The organism is Corynebacterium canis (assembly GCF_030408595.1).
GTDB lineage: Bacteria > Actinomycetota > Actinomycetes > Mycobacteriales > Mycobacteriaceae > Corynebacterium > Corynebacterium canis.
Genome location: NZ_CP047080.1, coordinates 2,957,501 through 2,974,449, shown reverse-complemented (window position 1 = coordinate 2,974,449; position 16,949 = coordinate 2,957,501). Strand labels below are relative to the sequence as shown.

The 16,949-nt window shown below is 54.9% G+C and carries 13 protein-coding genes and 4 rRNA genes (1 of these 17 cut by a window edge); 13 read left to right on the top strand and 4 right to left on the bottom strand.

Annotated features, from left to right (window positions below):
• Positions 1 to 58: 58 nt before the first annotated feature.
• Positions 59 to 262, bottom strand: a complete 204-nt coding sequence (locus CCANI_RS13195; RefSeq protein ID WP_146325276.1) for a heavy-metal-associated domain-containing protein — start codon at positions 260 to 262, stop codon at positions 59 to 61.
• 210 nt (positions 263 to 472) lie between these two features.
• Between CCANI_RS13195 and CCANI_RS13190 the strand changes: the two genes are divergently transcribed.
• Together CCANI_RS13190 and CCANI_RS13185 are read left to right on the top strand one after the other, a co-directional pair.
• A complete protein-coding gene (locus CCANI_RS13190) occupies positions 473 to 844 on the top strand; it encodes a thioredoxin family protein (RefSeq protein ID WP_146325277.1) in 372 nt (123 codons plus the stop codon).
• Between the two features lie 162 nt (positions 845 to 1,006).
• Positions 1,007 to 1,948 (top strand): PspA/IM30 family protein, encoded by a 942-nt coding sequence (locus CCANI_RS13185; RefSeq protein WP_146325278.1) that lies wholly within the window; start codon positions 1,007 to 1,009, stop codon positions 1,946 to 1,948.
• Here CCANI_RS13185 and CCANI_RS13180 read toward each other — a convergent pair.
• Positions 1,945 to 3,231 (bottom strand): NYN domain-containing protein, encoded by a 1,287-nt coding sequence (locus CCANI_RS13180; RefSeq protein WP_146325279.1) that lies wholly within the window; start codon positions 3,229 to 3,231, stop codon positions 1,945 to 1,947. The two genes, CCANI_RS13185 and CCANI_RS13180, sit on opposite strands and share 4 nt — an antisense overlap.
• A gap of 311 nt (positions 3,232 to 3,542) precedes the next feature.
• On the opposite strand from CCANI_RS13180, the gene CCANI_RS13175 reads away from it, so the two are divergent.
• A complete protein-coding gene (locus CCANI_RS13175) occupies positions 3,543 to 3,917 on the top strand; it encodes a GntR family transcriptional regulator (RefSeq protein ID WP_146325280.1) in 375 nt (124 codons plus the stop codon).
• Between the two features lie 149 nt (positions 3,918 to 4,066).
• Here the strand turns inward: CCANI_RS13175 and CCANI_RS13170 are convergent, their stop codons facing one another.
• Positions 4,067 to 4,273: a hypothetical protein gene (locus CCANI_RS13170; RefSeq protein WP_146325785.1), complete on the bottom strand. Its 207-nt coding sequence runs from the start codon at positions 4,271 to 4,273 to the stop codon at positions 4,067 to 4,069.
• 16 nt (positions 4,274 to 4,289) lie between these two features.
• Between CCANI_RS13170 and CCANI_RS13165 the strand changes: the two genes are divergently transcribed.
• From CCANI_RS13165 to CCANI_RS13125, 9 genes are all read left to right on the top strand, one after another.
• A 16S ribosomal RNA gene (locus CCANI_RS13165) occupies positions 4,290 to 5,824 on the top strand.
• A 319-nt stretch (positions 5,825 to 6,143) separates the two neighbouring features.
• Positions 6,144 to 9,273, top strand: a 23S ribosomal RNA gene (locus CCANI_RS13160).
• Positions 9,274 to 9,335: 62 nt separating this feature from the next.
• Positions 9,336 to 9,452 (top strand): 5S ribosomal RNA (gene rrf / locus CCANI_RS13155).
• The 16S, 23S and 5S rRNA genes sit together here, the layout of an rRNA operon.
• 277 nt (positions 9,453 to 9,729) lie before the next feature.
• Entirely contained in the window at positions 9,730 to 10,815 is a 1,086-nt protein-coding gene (locus tag CCANI_RS13150; protein WP_146325757.1) for a FecCD family ABC transporter permease, read from the top strand.
• The gene (locus CCANI_RS13145) at positions 10,812 to 11,897 is read left to right on the top strand and encodes a FecCD family ABC transporter permease (RefSeq protein WP_246118322.1); all 1,086 of its coding nucleotides are present in this window, start codon (positions 10,812 to 10,814) and stop codon (positions 11,895 to 11,897) included. The genes CCANI_RS13150 and CCANI_RS13145 overlap by 4 nt, the downstream gene beginning before the upstream one ends.
• A gap of 451 nt (positions 11,898 to 12,348) precedes the next feature.
• Complete coding sequence (locus CCANI_RS13140; protein ID WP_146325758.1) at positions 12,349 to 13,281, top strand: iron-siderophore ABC transporter substrate-binding protein; 933 nt, start codon at positions 12,349 to 12,351, stop codon at positions 13,279 to 13,281.
• Positions 13,271 to 14,086, top strand: coding sequence for an ABC transporter ATP-binding protein (locus tag CCANI_RS13135; protein ID WP_146325756.1), 816 nt, complete (start codon positions 13,271 to 13,273; stop codon positions 14,084 to 14,086). Before CCANI_RS13140 ends, CCANI_RS13135 begins: the two co-directional genes overlap by 11 nt.
• 324 nt (positions 14,087 to 14,410) lie before the next feature.
• Positions 14,411 to 14,761 (top strand): VOC family protein, encoded by a 351-nt coding sequence (locus CCANI_RS13130; RefSeq protein ID WP_146325755.1) that lies wholly within the window; start codon positions 14,411 to 14,413, stop codon positions 14,759 to 14,761.
• A 613-nt stretch (positions 14,762 to 15,374) separates the two neighbouring features.
• Positions 15,375 to 15,797 carry a DUF2871 domain-containing protein gene (locus CCANI_RS13125; protein ID WP_146325754.1) on the top strand — a complete coding sequence of 141 codons (423 nt, stop codon included), beginning with the start codon at positions 15,375 to 15,377 and terminating at the stop codon, positions 15,795 to 15,797.
• A 214-nt stretch (positions 15,798 to 16,011) separates the two neighbouring features.
• Here the strand turns inward: CCANI_RS13125 and CCANI_RS13120 are convergent, their stop codons facing one another.
• Positions 16,012 to 16,218 (bottom strand): hypothetical protein, encoded by a 207-nt coding sequence (locus tag CCANI_RS13120; RefSeq protein WP_146325785.1) that lies wholly within the window; start codon positions 16,216 to 16,218, stop codon positions 16,012 to 16,014.
• Positions 16,219 to 16,234: 16 nt separating this feature from the next.
• Here CCANI_RS13120 and CCANI_RS13115 point away from each other — a divergent pair.
• Positions 16,235 to 16,949, top strand: a 16S ribosomal RNA gene (locus CCANI_RS13115) (it continues 819 nt past the right edge of the window).

Here is a 16,949-nt window from a genome sequence, read left to right as displayed (position 1 = left end):
AAGCAATAACCCGCGGCGCAGCGAGTGCATTCCGCGGGCTCAAAGCGGCAGGTGAGGGTTAGCTTACAACCTTATAGCCGGCCTCCTCGACGGCGGCCTGGACACCTGCATCAGTAAAACCTTCGCCGGAGACGGAGACCACGCCGGCGGCGACATCCACCGCTACGCCGGTGACGCCGGCGAGCTCGCCGACCTCGGTCTTTACGGCCTGCGCGCAGTGTTCGCAGGTCATGCCGGAAACGTTGTATTGCTTGGCGCTCATAGGAGACTCAATCCTTCAGTTGGGAAACTACTTGAAAAACGGTGAGAAGCAAGAAATCTTGCGGAAACATCCGTATCCTTTATACGGCGAGATCAAGATCGCCGCGACCCCCTCGCGCATGGGAATGCGGGAGCCGCAAACAGTGTTGGTCTGTCTAGACATGCTGGCGAACGCCGGACCCAAACACAATGCATAAGGAGAACACCGAACATGGCCACCATCGACATTACCGACGAGACTTTCGAAGGCGTTGTGTCCCAGGAGGGCATCGTATTGCTGGATTGCTGGGCGCCGTGGTGCGGGCCCTGCCGTCAGTTCGGCCCGATCTATGAAAAGGTTTCCGAGGCGCACCCCGACAAGGTGTTTGCCAAGCTGGATACGGAGGCGCACCAGGGTATCGCCGCGGCGCTGCAGATCCAGTCGATCCCCACGCTGATGATCTTCCGCGATGGGATTTTGGTGTACCGCGAGCCGGGTGCCATCCCCGCCCAAACCTTGGAAGGGCTGATCACCCAGGTGGCGGAGCTGGATATGGATGATGTGCGCCGCCAAATTGAGGAGCACCAAAAAGAACAGCAATAAAGCACACAACGTAAACCCCACCCTGAACGGTGGGGTTTATTGCTTTTTGGCAACCTTCGATTCAAATGTGAGCGCAAACCCTGTGAGCGCCGGTCCATTCTGCGTAGGATGGTGACGGATTCAACACCCCCGCACTCCCCTATGAAAGGTGGTTTAGCTCACATGCCAAATCCGTTGAGCAAGGGTTGGAAATACCTCACCGCTTCGTTAGATCGCGCGATAGATGAAAATGCGGACCCGAAAGTCCAATTACAACAAGCTGCGGACGAGGCAAAGCGGCAACATAAGTCAATTGTGGACCATGCGGCGGCATTGCTGGGCGATCGCCGACAATGGGAATTAAAGCTGCATCGCCTGCAAGAACAACAGCAGAAACTCGAACAGCAGGCGCGGGCCGCAATCAACGCCGGCGACAATGAAGTGGCGGAGGCGTATGCCACGCAATTGGTTACGGTGGAGCAGCAGCTCGAAGACGCAAAAACCATGCATGGCCAGGCGGTATCCGCTGCCGAAAAGGCGCAACAAATGGCGAAGGAATCCGAGCTGCGCCTGCGGGACCAGATGGCGCAATTGGACCAATTGCGGGCGCAGGCGGATCAGGCCGCCATGCAGCAGGCCAGCGTGAAAGCCATGGGAAGCATGGACGAAGTGCTCGGCCGCGACCCCGATGCCAATGTGCCCACGCTGGATTCGGTACGCGAGAAGATCGAACGCAGGTACGCCACGGCGTTGGGCGCGCAGGAGCTGGCGGAATCCTCGTCCGCGACGTCCCGCATGGAAGAAATCATGTCCGGCGCGTCCGATATGCGCGCCAGCGCCCGCCTCGAGGAAATCCGCGCGCAATTGGCCACCGAAACCACCGGCGAACTGGAAGCCGGCAAGGGCGAACGCGTTGTCGATGACGCGGAGATCGAGGAAGATGGCGGTGGGCAGGAGGCGCCCGAGCCGGATGAGGCGGAAGTGTCGGAGGAGATGGAAGAGGTGGCCGACTCTGAGGAGGCGCCCGAGCAGCCGAACCCGACGCCCGTATACACCGAGGTCAAACGCGACCTGGGTGCGGACGTCCATGCGCCCCTCGATGAGAAGCCGGGTTCCGAGCGCTAGGAGTTTCGCCTGCCCGATTGATTAATCAGCACCATGCGGATGCCTGCGTGAAAACCATCGCGCAGGCTCACGCGCTGCACCTCTGAAAGCGTGTATTCGTGCAGCGTTTCGCACGCGAATTGCAGCAGCGGACGGTCGATCTCCGGAGGCAATCCGCCGCCCGAAAGCATGTGCGCATTGTCGCGTTGGTCGGTGGATGCGGCGTTTTCGTACCACCAGGACGCATATTGTTGTCCCACATCGTAGGGTGTTTGAATGCCGGCGGAGGCCCACACCTCATTGGGCAGCGGCACATAGCGCGAGCGGAGTTTGCGGCGCGGTGCCATCATCGACGGATTTGGCCGTGACGTGGTCTTTGGCACCGACGCTGGCGTAGGTTTGGGGCTGTCCACCTCCGCCTCATTAAACTCGCGCGACGTGGGCGTTTGCCCATTTTCCGAATCGCTTTTCGACGCCGCGTCTGCCGGCTCTTCCTGCTGAGTCCGCTGCATTGCGTCATGCAGGCCCGCCTCCACAGCGGACAATTCGTCTTCTTCTTCGGAATCGAGGGAGGCCACCGCTTCCGGCGGAATTGGTTGATAGTCGTTGGCGGGGGACATGGTGGTGGCGGAGTGCGGCGACATTACGATGCGTTCTTGCTCCGAGATCGCCAAGCCGGGCACCGAGGTCGGGCCGGATTCCTCGAGGGGTTCCGCGTCCCCCACTGGCTTGCATCGGATCGTCGGCGGCAGCGGCCCCTCCAGTACTTGCAGCTGCATGCAATCCGAGAAATCTTCGCGCGGATCCAGGATCGTGGTGGAATCGCACGCGTGCCGGAGCGCCGAAGACATGGACTCCCACCCGAACGCATACAAATGGACACGAACCCCTGCCGCCGTCGCCTCTTGTACGCCCGGAATCATGTCCGCATCGCCCGAAACCAGCACGATATCGGAACAGGTGCCACGTACGCCCGCGAGCACCATATCGGCTACGAGGCGCGTATCCACGGCCTTTTGGGTGCGTCGCTCGCCCCACTCGATGAGCTGTCCGGCGCGCAGCTGCACGCCATCGCAGGTGCGTAGCGCGCGCTGGTAGCGATGCGGTCCGGACTCAGGTATGCCGTCGTACCACAATTGACGCTGGATCGGTTGACTTAATTGCTCCTCGATCATCGCGCCAAGAACGTTGACTACTTCTGGTAGATCGATTTCTAACTGCGCGCGCGCTCCCGTTTCCCATGAGTTGTAAAAGCTTGCCAGTAGATAAGAGGTATCGACAAAGACAGTTGTGCGCTCAAGCATGGCTCCTAATTTCCGTTCACTAGCGAATTTAAGTCAGTTTGGGTACCAGTGTGCCCTACGGTGGGGGGTCTCGTCGAAGTGCGGTCACTGAAAATGGGGCATTGGCCATTTGGGAAATGTGTTGTGTGCTGGGGGAAGAGGAGTGCGTGGTGGGGTTGGGAAATTATGCTTCGCAGCTGGTATTACGGGCCCTACATGTCGCCTTATCAATTGCGTGCCCTTTGGTGGCACGCTGCGCAATTTTGGAAAACCGCCGCTTATGCGGTTAGCTACCTAGGTAACCAACCGACCATCCGCGATCGGAGATACCCATGGACGAGGCCACGGCGCCGCTGTTCCGTCAGATCGCCTCGCTCATTGAGGATGCAATCGCCGAGGAATCCCTGCGCGAAGGGGAGCGCGCTCCCTCCACCAATGAATTGGCCACTTTTCACAGCATTAACCCGGCCACCGCGCGCAAGGGGTTAAGCCTGTTGGTGGACACTTCCGTATTGGAGAAGCGGCGCGGCATCGGGATGTTTGTTGCGGAAGGGGCACGGGCGCGGATTGTGGCGCGGCGCCGAGAAGCGTTTGCCGCCCACTACCTAGCGCCGCTTATCGACGAAGCCGTGAAGTTGGATATGAGCCGTGCGGAATTGCACTCGCTTGTGGAACGGGTTGCCGAAAGCCGCGGCATGTATCGGTGATCGCGCGCGGGCGTTCGTTAATTTATGCGATTGACCTGCGGGTTTGTTGGTTTGTGGTGGGGTGTGTAGATTGGTTCGAGTCACCGCGGCGGGGTCCTTGTGGGTTTTGGTTGTGGTTTAGCTGTGTTGTTTGAGAACTCGATAGTGTGTCATGTTTGTTTTGTTGTTGTTGGCTGGTTGTGGCTGTTTTGTTGTGGTTGGTTTGGTTGCTGGCGGGGTTTGTGCTTCGTGAGCTGGCTTTGGGCTGGTCGCAGTGGGATGGTTGGGATTGGTTTTTCAACTGTTTTGTTTTTGTTTTTTTGGACAACTGATTGTTTTGTTGGTTGTTTGTTTTTTGTTGGGGTTTGGCTTTTCATTTAAGCTGATTTTGTTTTTGTGGAGAGTTTGATCCTGGCTCAGGACGAACGCTGGCGGCGTGCTTAACACATGCAAGTCGTACGGAAAGGCCCTGGCTTTGGTTGGGGTGCTCGAGTGGCGAACGGGTGAGTAACACGTGGGTGATCTGCCCTGCACTTTGGGATAAGCCTGGGAAACTGGGTCTAATACTGGATAGGACCATGCTTTTGTGTCATGGTGGAAAGGCTTCTGTTTTGGGGGCTGGTGTGGGATGAGCTTGCGGCCTATCAGCTTGTTGGTGGGGTAATGGCCTACCAAGGCGTCGACGGTAGCTTACCTGAGAGGGTGTACGGCCACATTGGGACTGAGATACGGCCCAGACTCCTGCGGGAGGCAGCAGTGGGGAATATTGCACAATGGGCGCAAGCCTGATGCAGCGACGCCGCGTGAGGGATGACGGCCTTCGGGTTGTAAACCTCTTTCGCTGGGGACGAAGCTTTTTTGGTGACGGTACCTGGAGAAGAAGCACCGGCTAACTACGTGCCAGCAGCCGCGGTAATACGTAGGGTGCGAGCGTTGTCCGGAATTACTGGGCGTAAAGAGCTCGTAGGTGGTTTGTCGCGTCGTCTGTGAAATTCCGGGGCTTAACTTCGGGCGTGCAGGCGATACGGGCATAACTTGAGTGCTGTAGGGAGTGGAATTCCTGGTGTAGCGGTGAAATGCATAGATATCAGGAGAACACCGATGGCGAAGGCAGATCTCTAGTAACTGACGCTGAGGACGAAAGCGTGGGTAGCGAACAGGATTAGATACCCTGGTAGTCCACGCCGTAAACGGTGGGCGCTAGGTGTGGGGGTCTTCCACGACTTCTGTGCCGTAGCTAACGCTTTAAGCGCCCCGCCTGGGGAGTACGGCCGCAAGGCTAAAACTCAAAGGAATTGACGGGGGCCCGCACAAGCGGTGGAGCATGTGGTTTAATTCGATGATACGCGAGGAACCTTACCAGGGCTTAATATGCAGGATCGACGCCTTTAGAGATGGTGTTTCTTCGGACTTGTATTACAAGGTGCTGCATGGTTGTCGTCAGCTCGTGCCGTGAGGTGTCAGGTTAAGTCCCGCAACGAGCGCAACCCTTGTCTTATGTTGCCAGCACGTGATGGTGGGGACTCATGAGAGACTGCCGGGGTCAACTCGGAGGAAGGTGGGGATGACGTCAAATCATCATGCCCCTTATGTCCAGGGCTTCACACATGCTACAATGGTCGGTACAGTGGGTTGCGAGACCGTGAGGTGGAGCGAATCCCTTTGAAAGCCGGCCTCAGTTCGGATTGGGGTCTGCAACTCGACCCCATGAAGTCGGAGTCGCTAGTAATCGCAGATCAGCAATGCTGCGGTGAATACGTTCCCGGGCCTTGTACACACCGCCCGTCACGTCATGAAAGTTGGTAACACCCGAAGCCCATGGCCTAACCAGCGTTTGCTGGGGGGAGTGGTCGAAGGTGGGATTGGCGATTGGGACGAAGTCGTAACAAGGTAGCCGTACCGGAAGGTGCGGCTGGATCACCTCCTTTCTAAGGAGCTTTTTTGTGTGGTGCTGTGTGTGGTGGTTGCTGTAGGTGGTGGCCGCTGAATATGTGTGCAGCACTGTTTTGTTTTTTGTTTTTTCCAGGTGGACTTCCAAACTGTTGGTTACTACTTGATGGTTGTGGTTGGTTGATGATGATGGGGCATTCGTGGCGCGCTGTTGGGTGTCTGGGGCAGGCACAGATATATGCATGTTCTGATTGATCTGATGTGTTGTTGGGTTGGTTTGAGGGTGTGTGTTGTGGTTGTTTTGGTGTTGTTTGTGGAACTGTATAGTGGACGCGAGCATCTTTATTGTTTGTGTGTGTTGTTGTGTTGGAAGGGCACACGGTGGATGCCTTGGTATGCTGAGCCGATGAAGGACGTGAAAGGCTGCGTTAAGCCTCGGGGAGTTGTCAATTGAGCGTTGATCCGAGGGTGTCCGAATGGGGTAACCTGGCCATGGTTGTGCATGGTCGCTGTGCTGGTGAATGAAATAGCTGGTGTGGTGGTGACGCGGGGAAGTGAAACATCTTAGTACCCGTAGGAAGAGAAAACAATATGTGATTCCGCTAGTAGTGGCGAGCGAACGTGGATGTTGGCTAAACCATGCGCGTGTGAGACTCGGCAGGGGTTGCGTGTGTGGGGTTGTGGGATGCGGTTGTTGCAAGTGCTGCCGTGCTTGTGGTGTGGTGCGTTGTGTTAGGGGAAGTGGCTTGGAATGGTCTGCCGGAGTGGGTGAGAGTCCCGTACCTGAAAATGTGGCGTGTTGTGCTTGATCGTATTCCCGAGTAGCAGTGGGCTCGTGGAATCTGCTGTGAATCTGCCGGGACCACCCGGTAAGCCTGAATACTCAGTGTGACCGATAGCGGAGAAGTACCGTGAGGGAATGGTGAAAAGTACCCCGGGAGGGGAGTGAAAGAGTACCTGAAACCGTGTGCCTACAAGCCGTCAGAGCATGGTCYGYYGCCTTKKGTGGTGGGGTGTGTGATGGCGTGCCTTTTGAAGAATGAGCCTGCGAGTCAGCGGCATGTCGCGAGGTTAACACGTATGGTGTGGTAGCCGTAGCGAAAGCGAATCCTAAGAGGGTGTAGTGAGTGGCATGTTCTGGACCCGAAGCGGAGTGATCTACCCATGGCCAGTGTGAAGCAGCGGTAAGACGCTGTGGAGGCGCGAACCCACTTAGGTTGAAAACTGAGGGGATGAGTTGTGGGTAGGGGTGAAAGGCCAATCAAACTCCGTGATAGCTGGTTCTCCCCGAAATGCATTTAGGTGCAGCGTTGCGTGTTTCTTGCTGGAGGTAGAGCGACTGGATGGTTGATGCGGGACTATCATCTTAGCGATGCCAGCCAAACTCCGAATGCCGGCAAGGTGAGAGCGTAGCAGTGAGACTGCGGGGGATAAGCTTCGTAGTCGAGAGGGAAACAGCCCAGATCGCCGGCTAAGGCCCCGAAGCGTGTACTAAGTGGAAAAGGATGTGGGATCGCGAAGACAGCCAGGAGGTTGGCTTAGAAGCAGCCATCCTTGAAAGAGTGCGTAATAGCTCACTGGTCGAGTGGTTCTGCGCCGACAATTCAGTGGGGCTCAAGTACACCGCCGAAGCCGCGGCACCGGCCCTTGTTGGGGTTGGTGGGTAGGGGAGCGTCGTGTTTGCGTGGAAGCTGCCGAGTGATCGTGTGGTGGAGTGGATGCGAGTGAGAATGCAGGCATGAGTAGCGAATGACGAGTGGGAAACTCGTCCGCCGGATGACCAAGGGTTCCTGGGTCAAGTTCATCTTCCCAGGGTGAGTCGGGACCTAAGGCGAGGCCGACAGGCGTAGTCGATGGATAACGGGTTGATATTCCCGTACCCGCATGTGTGCGCCCATGGTGAATCAGTGATACTAACCACCCGGCCTAGGTTATGTGTGCTGCCAGCTTTTGTGGTTGGTGGTGTGTGTGGCTTGTGGTTGCGTGGGATCTGAGCTGGTAGTAGCCAAGCGATGGGGTGACGCAGGAAGGTAGTCAAGCCACTGATTGGATTGTGGTGTAAGCGTGTAGCCCGTGTGGTAGGCAAATCCGCCACACAGGTATGGGTGAGACGTGATGCGTACCCAACTTGTTGGGGATGTTGATGATCCTCTGCTGCCGAGAAAAGCCTCTAGTGAGTGCATGTGCGGCCCGTACCCCAAACCGACACAGGTGGTCAGGTAGAGAATACTAAGGCGATCGGGAGAACTGTGGTTAAGGAACTCGGCAAAATGCCCCCGTAACTTCGGGAGAAGGGGGGCCTGGTTGGGTGGCCCACCCTTGGCGGTGGGTGCGCGTGGCCAGGCCGCAGAGAATAGAGGGAAGCGACTGTTTACTAAAAACACAGGTCCGTGCGAAGACGATAAGTCGAGGTATACGGACTGACGCCTGCCCGGTGCTGGAAGGTTAAGAGGACCCGTGAGCGTCAAGCGAAGCGGAGAATTTAAGCCCCAGTAAACGGCGGTGGTAACTATAACCATCCTAAGGTAGCGAAATTCCTTGTCGGGTAAGTTCCGACCTGCACGAATGGCGTAACGACTTCCCTGCTGTCTCAACCACAGACCCGGCGAAATTGCACTACGAGTAAAGATGCTCGTTACGCGCGGCAGGACGAAAAGACCCCGGGACCTTCACTATAGCTTGGTATTGATATTCGATACGGTTTGTGTAGGATAGGTGGGAGACTGTGAACACGCCACGCCAGTGGTGTGGGAGTCGCAAGTTGAAATACCACTCTGATCGTATTGGGTATCTTCAACCTCGGCCCGTGATCCGGGTCAGGGACAGTGCCTGGTGGGTAGTTTAACTGGGGCGGTTGCCTCCCAAAGAGTAACGGAGGCGCCCAAAGGTTTCCTCAGCCTGGTTGGCAATCAGGTGGCAGAGTGTAAGTGCACAAGGAAGCTTCACTGCGAGACTGACACGTCAAGCAGATACGAAAGTAGGGACTAGTGATCCGGCACCGGCTTGTGGAAGCGGTGTCGCTCAACGGATAAAAGGTACCCCGGGGATAACAGGCTGATCTTCCCCAAGAGTCCATATCGACGGGATGGTTTGGCACCTCGATGTCGGCTCGTCGCATCCTGGGGCTGGAGTAGGTCCCAAGGGTTGGGCTGTTCGCCCATTAAAGCGGCACGCGAGCTGGGTTTAGAACGTCGTGAGACAGTTCGGTCTCTATCCGCCGCGCGCGCAGAAACGTGCGGAACGCTGTCCCTAGTACGAGAGGACCGGGACGGACGTACCTCTAGTGCGCCAGTTGTCACGCCCGTGGCACGGCTGGTTAGCTACGTACGGACGGGATAACCGCTGAAAGCATCTAAGCGGGAAGCCCCTTCCAAGATAACGTTTCATCAACCAGGTGCCCCACAGAACATGGGGTCGATAGGCCGGAATTGCACGCACCGCAAGGTGCTCAGATGACCGGTACTAATCCACCGAACACCAACAACCACCACGCGTCCACTACACAGTATCCACCACCAACACCACCCCAAAAACCAAACAAAAAAACTTGTCGGTGGCAACAGCGGCGGGGAAACGCCCGGACCCATCCCGAACCCGGAAGCTAAGCCCACCAGCGCCAATGGTACTGCACACGGCAGTGTGTGGGAGAGTAGGACACCGCCGACACCCAAAACCAAACACCAACGGCCCGGACACACCAACCGGGCCGTTTCCATATATTCCGCTTGAATCAGCGATCGAAGAATTCCTGTTTGCTGCTAAAAATTTTAGCGGGTAGTGGCTCACGGTGTACGGGCTCTGATGTCGTTGAATATTATTTAAATACTTTCCTCAATTAGCCAACACAGGCTAACCTTAGGCAATGGCCCAAATTGGTTCGACATCGGGTACACATTGCCAGTTCGCTACGGCTGAACCCACAATTACAGTTGCATCAAACTCGATGCAAAAATCTGCAAATAATCACGCTACATCGGCGACAAAAAAGGTAGCTGGCCTACTAGGCATGATGGCCCTTCTGGCGCTTTTAGTGTTAGCGAGTGTCATCCTTGGTGCGAAAATCACGACCACCGCACAGGTATACGAGGCAATGCCATTAGCTTGGGAAATGCTGCAATCGCATACAGACGTGGCATCAGCTATAGCCGCTGGGCACGGTGAAGAGCTTACCGAAATTGCTGGAATCATTGCCACGATGCGTATTCCTAGGACAATTCTTGCCATGCTTGTCGGCGCTGCGTTGGGTCTCGCGGGTTCAGTGATTCAAGCTCTTACTCGTAATCCGTTAGCTGATCCCGGCATGTTGGGTGTCTCTGCCGGAGCCGCCCTCGCAGTGGTGAGTGGGCTTTACCTTTTTGGTATTTCCTCCATGATGGGCTCGCTTTGGCTTGCGTTCGCTGGTGCTGGAATCACTTCGCTCTTAGTACTTGGTATTTCCAATTCTGGGTTAGGTAAGGGCGATACGTTAGGGCTGGTGCTGGCTGGTGCCGCATTGTCAGCCACGTTAGCGGCAGTAACTTCCGGGATCGTCTACATTGACCCTCAAGCGCTCGATGCATTGCGATTCTGGCAGGCGGGATCAGTCACTGGTCGCGGGTTCGATGTTATTATGCCCGTTCTTCCACCAATTTTGCTCGGCGCAGTAGTTGCACTCAGCCTTGGGCCATCGCTCAATCTCTTGAGTTTAGGTGCCGAAACTGCCCAGAGCCTCGGCGCTAATGTGGCGCGTATTTCGCTGTTAGGCTTCGCCGTTATTACCGTGCTTGCCGGTGCGGCTACTGCCGCTGCGGGACCGATTGGTTTTGTTGGTTTGATGGTTCCACATATTGTGCGTGTCTTTACCGGCCCAGATTATCGCTGGTTATTACCTTACTCCGCCCTGGGCGGTGCAACATTGCTTCTTCTGGCTGATGTGGCGGGCCGAGTCATTCTGCGCCCTGGTGAGATGCAAGCCGGGGTAATCGTTGCGCTTATAGGCGCACCTGCCTTTATCTGGCTGGTCAGGAACCGAAAGCTGGTCGCACTGTGAACCTAAAAATGAAACAACGAGCATCGTTGCCCATGTCGTCACTGGGGCAACTTCAAGCAGGCACAGTATCTTTGCTTGTCCATAAACGTTCGGCCATCGCCACTGTCTTGGTTCTTTTCATCTGTGTTTTGGTGTGGCTAGCAAGTTTAGCGTTGGGGGAATACGCCCTCACTATTTCTCAAGTAGTTACTGTGCTGTTTGGTGGCGGTTTGGACATAGAACGAACCGTGGTTATCGACTGGCGGTTAGCAAGGTCAGTCGTGGCTCTTGCGGTTGGTGCTGCACTCGGGTTGTCTGGTGCTATCACCCAGATCATCGCCAGAAATGGGCTTGCCAGTCCCGATATTTTAGGTATCAGCCGAGGTGCGTCCACGGTGGCAGTATCGCTTATGGTTTTCAGTGGAGGTGCCACCTCAACGATCATGAGCACTATCGGTCTTCCCTTTGCCGCGATGTTTGGCGGCTTGCTAACCGCTTGCTTGATCTGGCTCTTGTCACATCGTTCCGGCTCAGACATGTTCCGGCTGCTGCTTATTGGCATTGGAGTCAATGCGGCACTGCAAGCGCTGATTACCTACATGATGGCAACGACCGATCTGAATACTGCAGCTGCCGCCAAAGTTTGGATGATCGGTACCGTTAATGGCCGGAGCTTTGAACACCTTTGGCCGACGTTATGCCTGCTAGTAATCGCGCTCATAATGCTGTTAAGGCTGAGCATTTACCTTCCGGCAATAGCCCTTGGCCCCGATGCGGCTCAAGGCTTGGGGGTGCCGCTGAAAAAAGTGAATATCACTTTGTTGATAATCTCTGTCGCTTTAGCTTCCGTGACAGTTTCTGCTGTTGGCCCAGTCGGGTTTGTTGCTTTTGTGGCACCGCAAATCGCGGCACGTATCGCGGGTGTCGGCGCCCCGCCAATCGTGCTGTCTGCGGCGATGGGGGCTGTGCTTTTGTCAAGTGCTGATCTTGCTGCCCGAATGGCGTTCCCTTGGGAAGTGCCTGTTGGCATTGTGACCGCAGCCATAGGTGGTCCATTCTTAATCTGGTTATTGCTGCGAACCAGCCGAGCCAAAGCAAAGTGAGGCAAAAAACCTTCTTGCATTATCACCACGCGGGTTATTCCGCCGCAGCGGAGGTTTTTGGCGGGCAGACTGGCAGTAGCCTAAACCTGAACATATCAAAGGATTTTGCAAGATGTTTGTTCTGTGAAATCATCTCTTGGCCGAGGATAACCTAGCTTGCTAGGTTTTGAGTGCGCCAACCTTGGACGAGTGTTCATCGACAGCACCACAGCGGCAACACTAGAGGGCATTAGTGAAACCGCCGGGAAGTGGCCTGACTGCCAACTGCATATCAACATTACCAGGCGCACAATACAAACCCCCACCAAGCTACTCTTGTGCATAAAACCAGTTGATTTAGGGTTCAAGCAAACGATTTCCCAACTTTTTATTCAATTTTGCTTACAACATTCGCATACCTTAAACTACATAGGTTAGGCTATCTTTCATGAGTAACTCATCTTCATTTCGTATGAGCCAACCCATCACCCGCCGCGGATTCCTTGGCCTAGCCCTCGCCGCGGGTGCCGCTACGTTGGCTGCCTGCACCTCAAGCTCGGACTCTTCCTCTGATTCCACTTCGGCAACTAGTAGCAGTGCAGAAGCAACCTCCGGTAATGACGCTTCTCGGGTGGTTGTGCTCAACACCGGCCAACTGGATAACATGCTGCTCCTAGGGATTTTGCCGGTGGGTGCAGCCAAAGCTAAAGGCGCAGACCTGATTCCCGAGTTCATTTCCGAACGATTTGGTTCCGAATTTGATCTGAGTACCATCAAGGACTGCGGGGTGCGCGCCAATCCCGACATGGAGGCAATTGCGGCCCTGAAACCCACGCTCATTTGCGCTAATGACCGCACTGATGAAGCTATATTGGAACAGCTACGCAAGATAGCTACGGTGGTTACTGGTTCCGGCGGTGGCGAAAACTGGAAAGAAGACTTTGTTACCATTGCCGACGCCGTGGGCAAAAAGTCTGACGCGGAAACTCTGCTCAAGGAATTTGAAGAGTCCTGTAAAACATGGGGCGAATCCTTGGGAGATAAAGCGCCCACCGTCTCCTTCCTGCGCACTAAAGATGATGCCTTCCAGATCTTTGGTGCACAATCCATGGCTGGGATTGTCGCTGCGGATTGTCTTCTGAATCGGCCAGAAAGCCAACAATTTACCGATAAAGCCGGTAAAGAGCTTTCTGCCGAACAACTTGAAGAAGCCGATGCAGATTGGTTGTTCTATGCAGTTCAAGACGGTGCCAATGATCCCACCACAACCTCCACATGGAGCACCCTGAAGGCGGTGCAAGACAAACACGTCGTCGAGGTTGACTACGATGCTTGGTACGTCAATGCATCCTACCTGTCTGCTACCATCATCCGCGATGGCCTGAAAGAGCACATTGGTAGCTAAAACTGCAACACCATCTCGGCTTAAAGCCAGCGGCATCAGCCTGGGTTACCAGGAACGAGTCATTGCGCGTGATGTCAGTATTGAAATCCCAAATGCTGCAATTACCTCCATCATTGGCGCTAATGGCTGCGGAAAATCTACTTTATTAAGAGGACTTTCCAAACTCTTGCTCCCTAGCACTGGCACGGTGACGTTAGATGGTAAGGACCTAAGAGACTACCGACAGCGAGATTTCGCAAAATTGGTCTCGATGCTGCCACAGTCTCCTATCACCCCACCTGGGGTGACTGTGGCAGATTTGGTCGCGCGAGGCAGGCATCCGCATCAAAGCTGGTTGCAGCAATGGTCGAGTGCGCACTCGACTGCAACCACCCGCGCCATGGAGATGACCGGCATCCTAGATTTAAAGGACCGCGAGGTTGATCAACTGTCTGGTGGACAGCGCCAACGTGTGTGGATCTCTATGGTGCTTGCCCAAGATACCGACATTATTTTGCTGGACGAGCCGACGACCTACCTAGATTTAGCGCATTCCATTGAGGTATTGGATCTTGTAAGTTGCTTGAACCGGTGCCACGGCAAAACCGTAGTCATGGTGTTGCATGACCTGAATCTAGCCGCACGTTACTCCGACCAACTAGTGCTTATGAAAAACGGAGAAATTATTGCAACTGGTTCCCCGGCGGACATCCTCACTCCGGAATATCTCGAAGAGGCATACGGATTAAAGTCTCGGGTCATTACGGATCCGTGCGCTGAGGGGCCGTTGGTAGTACCAGAGCTGAGCAAACATCGCAGCCATTAGCTTTGCCGTGGCCGAAACTATTGGCCCCGACGCAACGCCCTATGAGATGTAATCACTCTCGCGATCTGTAACCTGACTTTATTGACCAAAGTCAGGTTTAATCGCTTTGTTCGGCAGCGTCATTGTCTCGCTGGAGGTTCTACATCGCTGGAGGTTGTATGCGCAGCGCGGCGGTCAGTACTCATGATCAGCCACGAACACAGACTGCTCGACGCCGTCTGCGACAACATCAAGCTACTAGGCTAACACCCCCACCAGCCCCGAAAACCGCTACAGTAACGCCTAGACATCCAACGGTTCCTACTTTGAGAGGTGAGGATAGCAATGGCTGGCCATAGCTTTGACAGTGCAATTCCGGTGGTCGCTGTGTCGAACTACGCAGCATCGCGCAGTTGGTACGTAAACCTTCTGGGCGAACCTGCTGTCGAACCGGAGACTGGAACGGGAGAGTGGGCGATCGGCTCGTCTTGGTTGCAAGTAACCGAGGACCCGCAAAGGGCGGGGCATTCAATCGCTATTCTTGGGTCGACGGATGTCGAAGAGCAGGTTGCGGCATGCTTAGCAGCTGGGTGCAGCGTGTCACCGATCCAAGATTATGGATTCATCAAGCTCGCTGAACTTTCCGACCCTGATAACAACAAGCTTCAGATCGTCCAAGAAATCGAAGGAAGCTAGGCGTTCGCCCCGACGATGGTGTTTTCAAACTGGCGCTGAACCACAATTGTATCGCTGCACTAGGATCGGGATCCCCGTTGTTTCCCAAAACTGGGTACTGACGTATCCGCTGCTCATGCCGCCGTGGGAAAAGCGTTTGATCCAGTAATGCGCGTGTGTCGGGTCCTGTCGATCGGGTAGGGGGTTGGCAGCTTCAGTATTAATGATGTCGTACAGGGCCTGCCTAATGAGTCGTTCACATTCGCGTGCGCTAGCCGGCAATGGGACCTGGGAAAATCGGTCTTTTAGCTCTCTCCACATAAATGGATCGCCGCGCAGACCCCACTGTTTCGGTTCCTCCTCGAATAGGCTGCCAACAGTTTTCAACAGTTCTCTCACCACCTTTGTGCTTTTATGAAGTGTTGCGTCGGATACAGGGCGGACGCGTCGTTGTCGAGGACGGCGCAGCAGTATCAGTAAGGCTTACCATTAAAGATTTTGTACGCTGCGGTGCGCATTGGGAAGTTTGTGTACTTGGCACTCTAAGTTACTAGCGCGTTGTATCGTCTGGTTGATTCCAAGTCCAGACAGAGGGTTGAAGTTTTTCGAGGTTGTAATCGCTAGCGTTTCCAGTATGAAAAAGTTGTATACAGCAGCGGCGAGTTACGCCGTGCTTGGTTTGGTGTCCGGCGTGTTCTACCGCGAGTTTGGTCGATTGAATGATTACTTCGGTCCGACGCGGTTGTCGACGCTGCACACGCACCTTTTGGTCCTCGGCATGTTCTTTTTCCTGATCGCACTGGCGCTCAACGCGGCTTTTCGCTTAGATGCTGATAAGCGATTCAACGCGTTTTTCTGGACGTACAACGTTGGTGTGCTGTGGACAACCACAATGATGATCTTCCGTGGCGTCAATGAAGTTATCGAACCAGGCTATGTTCTCCCGGCTGCGTTAGCTGGCATCTCTGGGCTCGGCCACATCATCCTCACGGTGGGGATCGTTCTTTTCTTTATGGTGCTAGGCAAGCAAACCTCGAAGGTGCAGCGGGCGTCGTAAAGCCTGGACCAGATGCTTAATGTAACTTCAGAAAGTGTCAATAACCTGCTGATTTGTACTGGTCTAAAAGGTTGTGTAGATTAGATCAGGTCAGCGCGTTACGCCCCCTTGTGTGGCGGGTTCGCGTTGCTCGTTCAAACTCTTCGATTCGGTGCCATTGATTGGTGGCGCTTGATTGTGGTTTGGCTGTGTTGTTTGAGAACTCGATAGTGTGTCATGTTTGTTTTGTTGTTGTTGGCTGGTTGTGGCTGTTTTGTTGTGGTTGGTTTGGTTGCTGGCGGGGTTTGTGCTTCGTGAGCTGGCTTTGGGCTGGTCGCAGTGGGATGGTTGGGATTGGTTTTTCAACTGTTTTGTTTTTGTTTTTTTGGACAACTGATTGTTTTGTTGGTTGTTTGTTTTTTGTTGGGGTTTGGCTTTTCATTTAAGCTGATTTTGTTTTTGTGGAGAGTTTGATCCTGGCTCAGGACGAACGCTGGCGGCGTGCTTAACACATGCAAGTCGTACGGAAAGGCCCTGGCTTTGGTTGGGGTGCTCGAGTGGCGAACGGGTGAGTAACACGTGGGTGATCTGCCCTGCACTTTGGGATAAGCCTGGGAAACTGGGTCTAATACTGGATAGGACCATGCTTTTGTGTGTCATGGTGGAAAGGCTTCTGTTTTGGGGGCTGGTGTGGGATGAGCTTGCGGCCTATCAGCTTGTTGGTGGGGTAATGGCCTACCAAGGCGTCGACGGTAGCCTACCTGAGAGGGTGTACGGCCACATTGGGACTGAGATACGGCCCAGACTCCTGCGGGAGGCAGCAGTGGGGAATATTGCACAATGGGCGCAAGCCTGATGCAGCGACGCCGCGTGAGGGATGACGGCCTTCGGGTTGTAAACCTCTTTCGCTGGGGACGAAGCTTTTGGTGACGGTACCTGGAGAAGAAGCACCGGCTAACTACGTGCCAGCAGCCGCGGTAATACGTAGGTGCGAGCGTTGTCCGGAATTACTGGGCGTAAAGAGCTCGTAGGTGGTTTGTCGCGTCGTCTGTGAAATTCCGGGGCTTAACTTCGGGCGTGCAGGCGATACGGGCATAACTTGAGTGCGGGAGACTGGAATTCCAGGTGTAGCGGTGAAATGCGTAGATATCGGAGGAACACAGTGGCGAAGGC

Bases quoted from the DNA above. Each gene is read 5' to 3' on its own strand.
- CCANI_RS13120 (WP_146325785.1), bottom strand. From the start codon at position 16,218: ATGAAAAGCCAAACCCCAACAAAAAACAAACAACCAACAAAACAATCA.
- CCANI_RS13170 (WP_146325785.1), bottom strand. From the start codon at position 4,273: ATGAAAAGCCAAACCCCAACAAAAAACAAACAACCAACAAAACAATCA.
- CCANI_RS13175 (WP_146325280.1), top strand. From the start codon at position 3,543: ATGGACGAGGCCACGGCGCCGCTGTTCCGTCAGATCGCCTCGCTCATT.
- CCANI_RS13185 (WP_146325278.1), top strand. From the start codon at position 1,007: ATGCCAAATCCGTTGAGCAAGGGTTGGAAATACCTCACCGCTTCGTTA.
- CCANI_RS13140 (WP_146325758.1), top strand. From the start codon at position 12,349: ATGAGCCAACCCATCACCCGCCGCGGATTCCTTGGCCTAGCCCTCGCC.
- CCANI_RS13125 (WP_146325754.1), top strand. From the start codon at position 15,375: ATGAAAAAGTTGTATACAGCAGCGGCGAGTTACGCCGTGCTTGGTTTG.
- CCANI_RS13195 (WP_146325276.1), bottom strand. From the start codon at position 262: ATGAGCGCCAAGCAATACAACGTTTCCGGCATGACCTGCGAACACTGC.
- CCANI_RS13150 (WP_146325757.1), top strand. From the start codon at position 9,730: ATGCAAAAATCTGCAAATAATCACGCTACATCGGCGACAAAAAAGGTA.
- CCANI_RS13130 (WP_146325755.1), top strand. From the start codon at position 14,411: ATGGCTGGCCATAGCTTTGACAGTGCAATTCCGGTGGTCGCTGTGTCG.
- CCANI_RS13180 (WP_146325279.1), bottom strand. From the start codon at position 3,231: ATGCTTGAGCGCACAACTGTCTTTGTCGATACCTCTTATCTACTGGCA.
- CCANI_RS13190 (WP_146325277.1), top strand. From the start codon at position 473: ATGGCCACCATCGACATTACCGACGAGACTTTCGAAGGCGTTGTGTCC.